The sequence below is a fragment of the Flagellimonas algicola genome, assembly GCF_005937185.1.
In the GTDB taxonomy this organism is placed as follows: domain Bacteria; phylum Bacteroidota; class Bacteroidia; order Flavobacteriales; family Flavobacteriaceae; genus Flagellimonas; species Flagellimonas algicola.
In genome coordinates this window covers 49,685-61,825 of sequence record NZ_VCNI01000004.1, presented here as the reverse complement: position 1 = coordinate 61,825, position 12,141 = coordinate 49,685, and the positions used below count along the sequence as shown (strand labels likewise).

The following is a 12,141-nucleotide window of genomic DNA, read 5'->3' as shown; positions in this document are numbered from 1 at the left end:
ACTATCTAAATTTCAATTTACACGATGGTGGGGGCTATACTTTAATGATTATGTTCCTTTTATAAAGGTACCAGATGAGCATAAAAATTAAGGTTGTATTCAATATGGAATAGGCGAATGATGCATTATATCCATTAAAGAGAACCTTCAATACTTCGTTATAGAACCACTCCCTTGGTGAAATCTGCACACCTTTATAACCAATGAATGGTGAACTCGTTAAACGACCCAATAAAGCAGCTATAAAATATGCGGCCAAAGCATTGACCCCGAAAGCCAAAAAGGGTTTAGTCCATTTATTCCAATTTTTAACATCCAAAAACCAATAGGACATGGCAAAACATAGGGCTGCAATACCAGCCGTATGTAGTACAAATGTAGAGGTCCAGAGTTTCTTTATTATGGGAAACCCATAGCTAAATGCCCATCCCAGCCCCATGGAGAAGATACCAAAAATGAATATCCAGATCAACTTTTCATTTTGATTTTTTGTCCTGTCCGAGAGCAATTCACCTGTTAAAACACCTGCAAGACCAGAAGCTATAGCTGGAACCGTCGTAAATATTCCGGTTGCATCGTACTGACCTTGGCCTTTACTTCCCAAGTATCCGTTTAAAATCAGTCTATCAAACCAAGCTGAAAAATTATTGATGGGATCTAGACTTGCCGGGCCGATCCCAGGAACAGGGACATACATCATAACGATATAATACCCAACAAGGATACTACCAAACCACAGGAAAAGATACCTCCTATGAGCAAACAAAAAAATCATTGAACAGAACATATACACCAGTGCGATACGCTGAAGCACACCTGGAACCCTAAGTTCTTGAAAATTGAAATGGGGAACTAAATTAAGGAATATACCAAGTAAAAAGATAATGGCAGCCCTTTTCAGTGATTTCCAGATCAGCCTTTTTTTTGTCGCACCTTTCCTCAAAGCACCTTTGAAAGCGAGCACAATGGAAACACCGACAATAAACAAAAAAAACGGAAATATTAAATCGGTCATGGTGCAGCCTTCCCATTGGGCATGCGATAGTTGATAGTATTTGATTTCCCAACTACCCGGGTCGTTCACTACGATCATTGCGGCCACGGTGATTCCCCTAAAAAAATCCAAAGATGTTAACCTTTTGCTTTTTGATTTCATTGATACACTTTTGGTTTTGGACTATGGGATTTGTTGCATTCCATAATGTGGATTTCATTAAATACTGCCTTTTTGCATAAGCCCAATAGCATGGTCACAGGCCCTGGCCGTAAGAGCCATATATGTAAACGATGGACTTAGATAGCTAGATGACGCCATGCATGAACCATCGGTAATAAATAGGTTGGGAATATCATGACTCTGATTAAATTTATTGACCACAGAAAATTTTGGGTCATTCCCCATACGGGCCGTGCCCATTTCATGGGTGGCGTCACCGGCTATATGTGAACCGGTTGTAATCTTTATGTCCTTCAAACCCATTATTCGCATTATCTCCTCAATCTGCTTCCGCATATCCCTGCGCATCTTTAACTCATTTTCCCTGAACCCTGCAGAGATCTTAAGCAATGGCAGACCCCATTTATCCCTTCTCTTTTTATCTAAAACAACTTTATTGTCAAAATAGGGCAGGCATTCCCCGTAAGCAGCAAGAGCCACTCTCCAAGGGCCCGGCCTCGTTAGGCGATCTTTAAATTCTACGCCCACCCCCACTTGTTTTGGATTGATCCCTTCACGAAATGCCCTACCATAGATCCCATAACCCCTTAGAAAATCAGTTTCCTGTTTTCCAAGGTTTCGAAAACGAGGTATTGTGACTCCACTTGGACGGTGACCATGGTCAATCTTATCCAAATGGCCCCTTAATGTTCCAGTTCCCGCTATATTCTTATGGTGGTCCATTAAATAGTGTCCCAGAACTCCGCTGGAATTGCCCAAACCATTGGGAAAATATTCGGATTTAGAATTCAATAATATCCCCGTGGAGGCCAAGGTAGAGGCGCATAGGAATATCACCCGTGCAAAATATTCGCTTTTTTCAAAAGTCCCTGCATCTATGATTCGGACCCCAATTGCCCTATTCAATTTGGAATCGTAAATGATGGACTCCACTATGGAGTTGGACCTTAGCGTAAGATTTCCTGTCTTTTCTGCAGCAGGAAGTGTGGAACTGTTGCTGCTAAAATAAGCTCCAAACGGACATCCGGCATGGCACATGTTTCTGGATTGACATGCAGACCTCCCTTTAAATTGACCTGGCTCCACCTTGGTTAAATGGGCCATGCGTACAGGTATCAACTTCCGGTCTGAATAATAAGATTCCAACCGTTGCTTGATAACCTTCTCGGCCGTGTTCATATCAAAAGCGGGAAGAACGGTCTTTCCATCAGGGTAATGGGCAATATTCTCCTTGGTTCCACAAATACCAATGAACTTTTCAACATGGTCGTACCACGGTTCAATGTCTTTATAACGAATGGGCCAGTCTATGCCATGGCCGTCATTCAGATTCGCTTCAAATTCCAGGTCTCCCAATCTAAAGCACCCTCTACCCCAAATTATGCTTCGACCGCCTGTTTGATACCCTCTAAACCACCTGAAAGGTTTGTCATTTGGATAGGTGTAAGGATGCTCGCTGTCATTGACAAAGTATTGTTGACTGGAGGCGTTAAAATTGTATTTTAAACTTTGCACATGATATTGTTCCTTTATCTTATGGGGATCATACCCCTTGTACCTATATTCCCAAGGGGATTTATTGGTTGTGCTATAATCCTTGATATGCCTAACTTCCCTGCCCCTTTCAAGAACAAGAGTCCTCAGTCCACTCTCCGTAAACTCTTTGGCCGCCCATCCTCCCGTTACTCCTGAACCGACAACTATAATATCATATCTCTCTTTTTCCATCTCATTCACATATAATTTCCAATCATTATCCTGGTGTTCCCATGGCAATCAACCTCCCCTTTGTAAGGCCCCGGTACAGGCTTATAATCGAGGTTTTGCCTTACCCCTTCCTTGGTTGAGAAGTAGGAAGTTATTACCAGGTGCTTAAAAGAATAGTAAAATGGTACACGTTCTCCATAATCCCTGCCCATTATTTGTTGATCTACCTTGGAGAGGTATTGAAATCGACGCTGTTCATCAAGATCATAAAAATCACTTCCGGTCCTAGCCTTGCATTTTTCATCAAAATCGGAAAGACCCTGCAAAAAAGCCGATCTTGTCTTCCGATCAAACACATCTTTCAACAACAGATCAATAAAGTGATTCACCCTTACATCGGACGCACTGGGAGTATCCGTCCTGGGAACAATGGTATCCGCCATTGCAATTATGGATTCATTTTGCCCTGGTTTCAGAATCTGCATTTCCCGAGCATTTGCCACTTCATCCCGACAGCTATGAAATAATGTGCTCACGGCCGGTGTTAAAAAGGCTGATTTTAAAATCCATGAGATATGGACCACTGCTACTCGTCTATCCATAGGCTACTACTAGTTAAATGAAAGATTTCGAAATATAAAATTAACTATTACAAAGGTTATGATTAATTATTTATTTTTGATTACTTTTTTTTCAAAATTATTAAATTAAATCCACAGGTTTATTCATAAACATGATCGATCGCAAAAAACACCCTACTACATGAAGTTTTCATTATACATTTTATATTTCGCTTTATTGTTTGCCCCATTCGCCTCTTGCGATCCAAAAAAGCAGACCCCTGGCCCATCCAGTAACTCATGGAAAGTGTACAGGGGGAGCTACGAGAGCAACGCACATTCTGATTTGGGGCAAATCAATCTGAACAACGTGGACCATCTAAACGTTGCTTGGGTGTATAAAACCGGTGATAGCAACACAAGTTCCTCCATGCAGTGCAATCCCCTTATTATTGATGGTATCCTCTATACCACAACACCCGGATTAAAGGTGGTGGCATTGGATGCAGCCACGGGCAATGAAATATGGAAATACGATCCCACCAGCAACAATAAAAACATGGGGAAGGGACTGGCGGGAACCAGTCGAGGCCTTACTTATTGGGAAGATGGGGAAGACAAGAGATTGTTTCACAGCGTATTGAACGAAATTCAAGCTATAGACGTAAAAACCGGGAAATTGGATCCCAGCTTTGGCGAAAAGGGTGTGGTCGACCTAAGGGATCATTTGGATAGAGAAATCAATAAGGAAACCGCCTATATTAGAAACACCTCTCCTGGCGTGGTGTATAAAGACCTGCTTATAATGGGATCCAGCATCAATGAATCTTACAGGTCCTTACCTGGACATATTAGAGCATACAACGTTAGAACCGGTGAGCTTAAATGGATATTTCACACCATACCCCATCCCGGTGAATTTGGTTACGAATCCTGGCCTAAGGACTATTATAAAACCGGGGGCGGGGCCAATGCCTGGGCCGGGCTCAGCTTGGACACGGAAAGAGGTATTCTATATGCCCCCTTAGGCTCCCCTACCCATGACTTTTATGGTAATAATCGTAAGGGAAAAGGTTTATTTGGCAATTCCTTAATTGCTTTGGATGCAAAAACCGGAACGTATAAATGGCATTTTCAGGTATCCCATCACGACCTTTGGGACTACGATCTTCCTGCACCTCCAAACCTGGTCAGTGTTAACCATGACGGCAAGAAAATAGATGCGGTGGCCCAGCTTACCAAACAAGGACTGATTTTCTTGCTGGACAGGGAAACGGGGGCACCCCTTTTTGAAGTCAGGGAACGTCCGGTTCCCATTTCCTGTATGGAAGGAGAATCCTCGTGGCCAACCCAACCTTTCCCCGTAAAACCACCCCCTCTTGTCAGGCAATATTTTGATCGCACCCTGATCACGGACCTATCCAAAGAATCCTCGGAAAATATCAAAGACCAAATCACGGATTTTAGCTGGGGAAGCATATATACACCACCCGATAAGTACGGCATAGTTCAGTTACCCGGGTTTAGGGGCGGGGCCGAATGGAGTGGCGGAGCTTATGACCCGGATTCCAATATTATTTATGTCGGGGTCAATGACATTCCAAACTTGGTACAGCTTGTCGAGGATATTGGTATGCAAGAACAAGTCGGTGAATTTGACGACATGGCAACGGTCGGTAAAAAATTATATACCGATAATTGTGCATCTTGCCATGGCTCAAACCTTGAAGGCAATACCGTTTTTCCGTCCCTGGCGGATCTAAAAAACAGAATTCGAATTGAGGATGCCAGTTCCCTGTTAAAAACAGGAAGAGGCATGATGCCCTCCTTTAAACAAATACCCGAAAGCAACAGACGCGCCATACTTGCCTATCTATACCATCTTGAAAACGAACAGGCAGCCAAACAAATGCCGTTGGTAGAGCAACCTTCCATTGAATCCAAAACTTCGAAGGAAGGGGCAACGGCATACAAGTTGAAAGCCTACCAACAATTACGTGATCAAGAAGGTTATCCCGGTATAAAGCCACCTTGGGGAAAATTGTGTGCCGTGAATCTTAATTCAGGTGAAATTGAATGGGAAATCCCTTTAGGGGAATACCAAGAATTAACCAATAGGGGCATTCCACCCACGGGAACACAATTGTTTGGAGGTGGTATTGTTACAGCAGGTGACCTAATATTCATTGGGGCTTCGAGAGATGAAAAATTTAGGGCAATCAACAAACATACGGGAGAAATTGCATGGGAGTATGATTTGCCCGCAGGTGCTTATGCCACACCTTCCACCTACCTTGCCAATGGAGAACAATACGTTGTGGTTGCTGCAGGGGGAGGAGGATTACAGGGAACAAGATCAGGCGACTACCTCTTTGCCTTTAAACTAAAAAAAGACCTATAACCGTTCAAAAGCCTCGATAGAAAGAACGTTCCGTTCATCCTTTGGACTTGCTCGTTGGCCAAAAAGCCCGAATTGAAGCAATGCATTTGGATTTAAACTAGGAGTAAAAAGATACTTCATTTCATTTTGATACCATTCACTTTTTTCTATAAAATATAATTTTATAATAAAATGAAAGCATTTGAATATATCAAATCTTTTTTTTCCTTTGTATTTTAATAAAATAAGCTATATTTGGTTTAAATATCACTTATTGTGCAATCCAATAATTAATTCTCTCTAGTTCTAACATGGATAAAGGCGATGAATACGTCACTAATAAAAGCGGCGGCAATACCCTTAAGGAAATTAATGCCCAACCAAGATTATGGCAAGAGACATATGCCATGATAAAGACCAACAAACCGCAACTGGTCAAGTTTCTTGGAGAGGCGCTGGTTTATAAGAACTTAAAGGTAATTTTGACAGGGGCCGGTACGTCTTCATACATTGGGGAAGTATTGAGTAAAAGTTTTGAAAAAAGACTAGGTAGAGTTGCCGAAGCGGTCGCTAGCACGGATTTAATAACGAATCCAAAGGATTTTTTGAGTGCAAGCCAGCCTACCCTGATTATTTCATTTGCCCGGTCAGGGGAAAGTCCTGAAAGTATAGCGGCCGTAGATTTGGCGGAACAATATTGTGAAAGGGCAATGCATTTAATCGTTACCTGCAACCCCCAAGGGAAATTAGTAAAGCATACAAGCCCCCTAAAGTCGAATACCGTTGTTATGCCCAAGGATTCCAATGACAAAGGTCTCGCCATGACCAGCTCCTTTACAACCATGCTTTTGGCCGGACTGCTCATATCGGATTTGGGCAATTTGGACAAAAACAAGAAATGCGTAGACGCGCTGGTAAAGTATGGGAAAAAAATTCTAGAGGACTACAAAGAAAGAATTTATAAGGTCGCACAATTGAATTTTGATAGGGTTGTCTTTTTGGGTTCCGGTATCCTAAAGGGCATAGCGCGCGAATCTCAACTTAAGGTTCAAGAACTTACAGATGGGCAGGTTGTATGTAAATATGATTCCTTTCTGGGATTAAGGCATGGTCCTAAAGTGGTCATCAAAGATTCTACTTTGGTTGTATATATATTTTCCAGTAATCCTTTGACTAACAAGTATGAATATGATTTGGTAAAATCAATCAATTCACACGAGCAAAAACTTTACGAAATCGGAATAGCGGAACGGTTAAACTATAAAGATGAGATCAATTTGAATCTTTCCATTGAACTAGCTGAAAACGATAAATATATGGAAGAGTATTTTGCGATAAGTGCCGTAATCCCCAGTCAGCTTTTGGGATTGTACAAGTCATTGAATCTAGGACTAAGTCCAGATACCCCCTCAAGGAACAATGCTATAAATAGAGTTGTAAAAGGTGTAAACATTTATAAACAATAACACTGATCAAACGATTAACAAAATGATACTGTGTGTATGCCCCAATCCTTCCATTGATAAATTAATCAATCTAAACCGCTTTCAGGAAGGTACTGCCAACAGGGCGCTCATGGAAGAATCTTATCCCGGAGGGAAAGGTGTCCATGTGGCCTTAGGAATAAAAGAACTAGGTGAAGAAGTTGGTATTTTGGCCTTTTGGGGAGGAGCTACCGGCCAATGGATCAAGGAAAAATGCAAGGAGCAAGGTATTTCTTGTTATGGGCCATCGCTGAAAGCATGGTCTAGAACATGCCTGACACTAAAATCAAACGATGTATTTGACGAAACCGAGATTTTGGAAATGGGCCCGGCAATAGATAACGTCAGTTATGAATTGTTCATAAATGATTTCAAAACCCTATTACCCGATGTTTCCCTCATTTGTATGAGCGGTTCATGGCCCGGCAGCAATCAAGAACTGAATTTTTGCGAATTGATCTCCATTGCCCACAAATCCGATATAAAATCAATAATCGATTGTTCCGGGTTATCTCTGGTCAAAGCACTGAATCAAAATCCCTTCGGTGTACATATTAACCATGATGAGGGGTATGAAATTTATCAAACCGACGATCCCATGACCCTGTTGTCAAAGATCAAAAAGCATAGTCAATTAATTGCGGTCACTTTCGGGGAAAAAGGATTGTACTTATCTGATGGCAAAAATACAGTTCATGCATTAAGCAAAGTAGATGCTGTAATTAACACTGTAGGTTGCGGGGATTCCCTTGTGGCAGGGCTTGCGGTAGCCTATATAAAAGGATATGATTTGGCGAAAACCGCAATGTTGGCAGCTTCATGTGGAGCGGCCAATTGTTTAAGGGAAGAAATAGGAATGTTCCATAAAAAAGATGTACTGAACCTACAAAAACAATGTATGTCCTACAGTTGGTAATCTAAAACTTGAAATTTTGAACAAGAAGTATGATGTTATGGTAATAGGCGAGCTCAATGTGGATTTGATCTTGAATCAAATTTTGGGGTTCCCACAAATTGGGGAGGAAATCATCGCTGATAATATGGCCTTAGCGCTGGGCAGTTCCTCCGCAATCTGTGCAAGCAATCTGAGTTCTCTAGGCCTTAAGGTAGGGTTCATAGGTAAACTTGGAAATGACCTATTCGGAAAATTCACCATCCAAGAACTGCAGCAAAAAGGAGTGGATACTGCATTAATCATCATTGAACCCAATGAAAAAACTGGGGCCACAATCGCATTAAATTACAAGGAGCAGCGATCCATGATAACGTATCAAGGAGCTATGCTAAATTTGGGAATTGAGGACATTAAAACTGAAAATTTAAAGTTGGCCAAACACCTTCACTTCTCCTCCTATTTTCTTCAGCCAAAATTCCATGACAAACTGGATGGGCTTTTTAAAATGGCAAAAAGTGCAGGATTAACAACATCCTTGGACATTCAATGGGACCCCATGGACAAATGGGAAATTCATTTGGAAAAGATCTTGCCTTTTTTGGACATATTCATGCCAAATGAAACCGAGCTTCTAAAAATTACTGGCCAAACAGATTTGAAGCAAGCCATAGATCTAATAAAGGATAAATGCAATCTGTTGGTTGTTAAACGTGGCAATAAAGGTTCCATATTGAGCTATGGTGGAAAAATAATCGAAAAAGGCGCATTCATCAATGCGCAAGTTGTGGACAGCATAGGAGCTGGAGATAGCTTTAATGCCGGATTTATCTCGAAGTATCTAAGTGGTGGCAAACCAGAAGAATGCCAAGAATTTGGTAATCTAACGGGGGCCATCTCCACAACAGATTCTGGAGGTACCGCAGCTTTCATGGATTTAGGGCGCATAAAGCGTATCGCAGAGGAAAAGTTTAATTATTTCAACCATTGAAAATGAAGCTACAAGATAAATTCACCCAACTAAAGGAAAAAGGACAGGGGATCTTGGCTACGAATTTTTACAATTTTGAAACTCTGGAGGGAATTCTCCAGGCCGCAAAGAGAACTAATCAACCCATTATCCTACAGCTTACCAAAAATTCCATCGAATACATGGGACTAAATGTTGCATTTGACTTGGCAAAAGCAATGTTGCACAAGCATGGGGTCGAAGGATGGATACATTTGGATCATGCCGACTCCTATGAACTGGTTGCAAAATGCCTTGACGCGGGCTTTGATTCAGTTATGATCGATGCCAGCGAACAAGCCTTCCGAGATAATATAGCTATAACCAAAAAGGTAGTGCAATTGGCAGAAAGCTATGGGGCCAACGTGGAAGCCGAATTGGGTTATATCGCCAAACTGGACCAACCCAACCACAAAAACGGATTTACCCGACCCAAACAGGCAAAACAATTTGTTGAGGCTACCGGGGTGGATGCCCTAGCGGTAGCCATTGGTACTGCCCATGGGTTCTATAAAGAGGAACCAAAACTAGATTTGGAAAGATTATCGGAAATTTCTGATGAAACGGAAGTCTGTTTAGTGCTACATGGAGGGTCCGGGATTCCCGATCAATGTCTGAAGAAGGCCATTGACCAGGGCATATGTAAAATAAACTTGGCCACAGAAATCAAAAATGTGTTCATGAGGACATTAAAAAGTGTGATGCAGAACAATGACCAGATTGATTTGAGGCAAGTTTTCCCCGCAGCTACAGATCAAATATCACAACTGGTACAAAACAAACTGGAAATAGTTCAAAATAACAAGTAAGGTGAAATTTTCCAGACATGGAATGCATTAATGAAACAGTATATGGACATGGATAGATCATGGAGCACCGCAAATCAAGAATAAAAATGTTCGCAGCTGTCATCGTCAAAGCATCAAGTCCCTTTAAGGCCATTGCCCAAGCTACACATGAAAAGTAATTAAATGAACAATCTCAGGATCTAAATATTAAACGTTAAGGCAAAATGCTGCCTATTGCCACTAAACCCATGTCCGGGAAAATCTTTTTGAATCAATGAAAACAATTCTACTACTTTTTTGCTCAATCCAATCAACACTTGACTTTCAGTCCATGGACGCTTCAGGAACAGATCAAATCATAGTTCACAAAACCACCGATTTTACACCCACAGGTGATGGCAAATCCCAATACTGGGAAAAGGTCCCTTGGACCAACATACGGCAAAGGTCCCACCTGAACACGGGAATGGAAACCAAAATAAAGGCATTGTACTCTGATAAAGGGGTTTACTTTTTATTTCACTGCCAAGACACCGAACTGAACGCATCGTTCAACAAGGACGGTGAGCGCTTGTGGTTAGAGGATGTATTTGAAATATTTATTTGGCCCGACCCCTCCCAAGAGATATACTTTGAATATGAATTGTCTCCATTAAACTATGAACTCCCACTTATGGTCATCAAATTTGATGGTGAACTCCATAGATGGCAGGTTTGGTATTTTGAAGATCGCAGGAAAATTATTCACAAGACCACCGTACAGGGTGGCCCAAAAGAAACAAATGCCAATATTCTAAGTTGGATGGGAGAAATTTTCATTCCATTTGAAACATTATATCCCATGTCTCAAAAAAAACCAACTCCCGGAACCCATTGGAAGGCAAATTTTACTAGAATGGACTATCAAAACAATAAATCAATCCATTGGTCCTGGCAAGAATTGCCCAACAGTTTTCACGAAATCAACAAGTTTGGAACAATTCTATTCCAATAGTATTTAATTACAAAAAAAACTACCTGACCCAAAACCAAATTAAATGGATGTAATTTCCTTGACCAAGGAACTAATTCGGTTCAACACTATAAATCCGCCAGGCAATGAAAAAAAAATAGCCCTGTTCATAGGGACATTGCTGGAAAAACATGGGTTTGTTGTGGAATATCCCGTATATGGTCATGAAAGATTACATATGATCGCTTCTAAGGGGCTTTCAACTAAAATACCCCCCATAATTTTGACTGGCCATCTGGACGTTGTGCCCCTGGGGGCCAAGAAATGGAGCTACGACCCGTTTGAGCCAAGTATTGAACATGGAAAACTGTACGGACGAGGTTCTTCCGACATGAAAGCGGGAATAGCGGCATTGACCGTTGCTGCCGTTGAAAGCACCAAAGATCGATCGATGGAAGGAGGAGTGAAATTAGTGTTCACCGCAGATGAGGAGTTGGGTTGCCGAGGAGCAAAATCCTTGATGGAAAAAGGTTATGACCTCGGCAAAGCACGTGCAGTAATAGTTGGTGAACCTACTTCCAACCATCCCTATATTGCCCATAAAGGGGGATTATACCTTGAAGCCAGAACTTTTGGGGTCACTGCTCATTCTTCAATGCCCCATTTGGGCGAAAATGCAATATATAAAGCTGCTAGGGCAATTACCAAAATTGAAAAGTTGGACCTTGAAGCAGAAATGGATCCCTCGCTTGGATTGCCCACCATCAATGTTGGCAAAATTAGGGGAGGGTTAAACTTGAACTCGGTTCCCGACCAGGCCGAATTTACAATTGATGTCAGATCGACCACAACATTTGGGAATGATACTGCCCTTCAAAAATTAAATACCTTGTTAGGGGAGGAAGTAAAAATTGAAAAACTAGTGGATTTAAGGGCCGTATCCACAAATGAGAACGATGCATTTATTAAATCCGTATTTGAAATCTGCAAACTTGATCCAACACAAAATGATTTTAAGAAAGCAGCTCCATTTTTGACGGATGCCTCGGTCCTGACACCTTGGTTAAATCATCCGCCAACAGTTATTTTGGGTCCCGGAGAGCCACAAATGGCGCATCAAACAGATGAATTCTGCTACCTCAACAAAATTCATGATGCGGTAAAAATCTATTCGAACATATTAAAATAAAAT

At 41.5% G+C, this 12,141-nt stretch carries 10 protein-coding genes; 7 read left to right on the top strand and 3 right to left on the bottom strand.

Features of this window, described 5'->3' with window-relative positions:
• Positions 1 to 34 precede the first annotated feature (34 nt).
• Genes FGG15_RS18080 through FGG15_RS18070 form a run of 3 tightly spaced genes read right to left on the bottom strand, consistent with a single transcriptional unit; the run spans position 35 to position 3,486 of the window.
• On the bottom strand, positions 35 to 1,156 hold the full coding sequence (locus FGG15_RS18080) for an acyltransferase family protein (RefSeq protein ID WP_138838974.1): 1,122 nt from the start codon (positions 1,154 to 1,156) through the stop codon (positions 35 to 37).
• Between the two features lie 57 nt (positions 1,157 to 1,213).
• The gene (locus FGG15_RS18075) at positions 1,214 to 2,905 is read right to left on the bottom strand and encodes a GMC oxidoreductase (RefSeq protein WP_138838972.1); all 1,692 of its coding nucleotides are present in this window, start codon (positions 2,903 to 2,905) and stop codon (positions 1,214 to 1,216) included.
• Between the two features lie 5 nt (positions 2,906 to 2,910).
• Positions 2,911 to 3,486 (bottom strand): gluconate 2-dehydrogenase subunit 3 family protein, encoded by a 576-nt coding sequence (locus tag FGG15_RS18070; RefSeq protein WP_138838970.1) that lies wholly within the window; start codon positions 3,484 to 3,486, stop codon positions 2,911 to 2,913.
• 160 nt (positions 3,487 to 3,646) lie between these two features.
• Between FGG15_RS18070 and FGG15_RS18065 the strand changes: the two genes are divergently transcribed.
• From FGG15_RS18065 to FGG15_RS18035, 7 genes are all read left to right on the top strand, one after another.
• Positions 3,647 to 5,845, top strand: coding sequence for an outer membrane protein assembly factor BamB family protein (locus FGG15_RS18065; protein WP_138838968.1), 2,199 nt, complete (start codon positions 3,647 to 3,649; stop codon positions 5,843 to 5,845).
• Between the two features lie 290 nt (positions 5,846 to 6,135).
• Positions 6,136 to 7,290, top strand: a complete 1,155-nt coding sequence (locus FGG15_RS18060; protein WP_138838967.1) for an SIS domain-containing protein — start codon at positions 6,136 to 6,138, stop codon at positions 7,288 to 7,290.
• Positions 7,291 to 7,312: 22 nt separating this feature from the next.
• A complete protein-coding gene (locus FGG15_RS18055; RefSeq protein ID WP_138838965.1) occupies positions 7,313 to 8,224 on the top strand; it encodes a 1-phosphofructokinase family hexose kinase in 912 nt (303 codons plus the stop codon).
• Between the two features lie 16 nt (positions 8,225 to 8,240).
• Positions 8,241 to 9,191 (top strand): carbohydrate kinase family protein, encoded by a 951-nt coding sequence (locus FGG15_RS18050; RefSeq protein WP_237561873.1) that lies wholly within the window; start codon positions 8,241 to 8,243, stop codon positions 9,189 to 9,191.
• A 2-nt stretch (positions 9,192 to 9,193) separates the two neighbouring features.
• Positions 9,194 to 10,018 (top strand): class II fructose-bisphosphate aldolase, encoded by an 825-nt coding sequence (locus FGG15_RS18045; protein ID WP_138838963.1) that lies wholly within the window; start codon positions 9,194 to 9,196, stop codon positions 10,016 to 10,018.
• Positions 10,019 to 10,271: 253 nt separating this feature from the next.
• Positions 10,272 to 10,991, top strand: coding sequence for a carbohydrate-binding family 9-like protein (locus FGG15_RS18040; protein WP_138838961.1), 720 nt, complete (start codon positions 10,272 to 10,274; stop codon positions 10,989 to 10,991).
• 43 nt (positions 10,992 to 11,034) lie between these two features.
• Positions 11,035 to 12,138, top strand: coding sequence for a M20 family metallopeptidase (locus FGG15_RS18035; RefSeq protein WP_138838959.1), 1,104 nt, complete (start codon positions 11,035 to 11,037; stop codon positions 12,136 to 12,138).
• Positions 12,139 to 12,141 lie beyond the last annotated feature (3 nt).

Excerpts from the sequence above, each read along its gene's own strand:
- FGG15_RS18040 (WP_138838961.1), top strand. The coding sequence starts at position 10,272 with ATGAAAACAATTCTACTACTTTTTTGCTCAATCCAATCAACACTTGAC.
- FGG15_RS18060 (WP_138838967.1), top strand. The coding sequence starts at position 6,136 with ATGGATAAAGGCGATGAATACGTCACTAATAAAAGCGGCGGCAATACC.
- FGG15_RS18055 (WP_138838965.1), top strand. The coding sequence starts at position 7,313 with ATGATACTGTGTGTATGCCCCAATCCTTCCATTGATAAATTAATCAAT.
- FGG15_RS18075 (WP_138838972.1), bottom strand. The coding sequence starts at position 2,905 with ATGGAAAAAGAGAGATATGATATTATAGTTGTCGGTTCAGGAGTAACG.
- FGG15_RS18035 (WP_138838959.1), top strand. The coding sequence starts at position 11,035 with ATGGATGTAATTTCCTTGACCAAGGAACTAATTCGGTTCAACACTATA.
- FGG15_RS18080 (WP_138838974.1), bottom strand. The coding sequence starts at position 1,156 with ATGAAATCAAAAAGCAAAAGGTTAACATCTTTGGATTTTTTTAGGGGA.
- FGG15_RS18045 (WP_138838963.1), top strand. The coding sequence starts at position 9,194 with ATGAAGCTACAAGATAAATTCACCCAACTAAAGGAAAAAGGACAGGGG.
- FGG15_RS18070 (WP_138838970.1), bottom strand. The coding sequence starts at position 3,486 with ATGGATAGACGAGTAGCAGTGGTCCATATCTCATGGATTTTAAAATCA.
- FGG15_RS18065 (WP_138838968.1), top strand. The coding sequence starts at position 3,647 with ATGAAGTTTTCATTATACATTTTATATTTCGCTTTATTGTTTGCCCCA.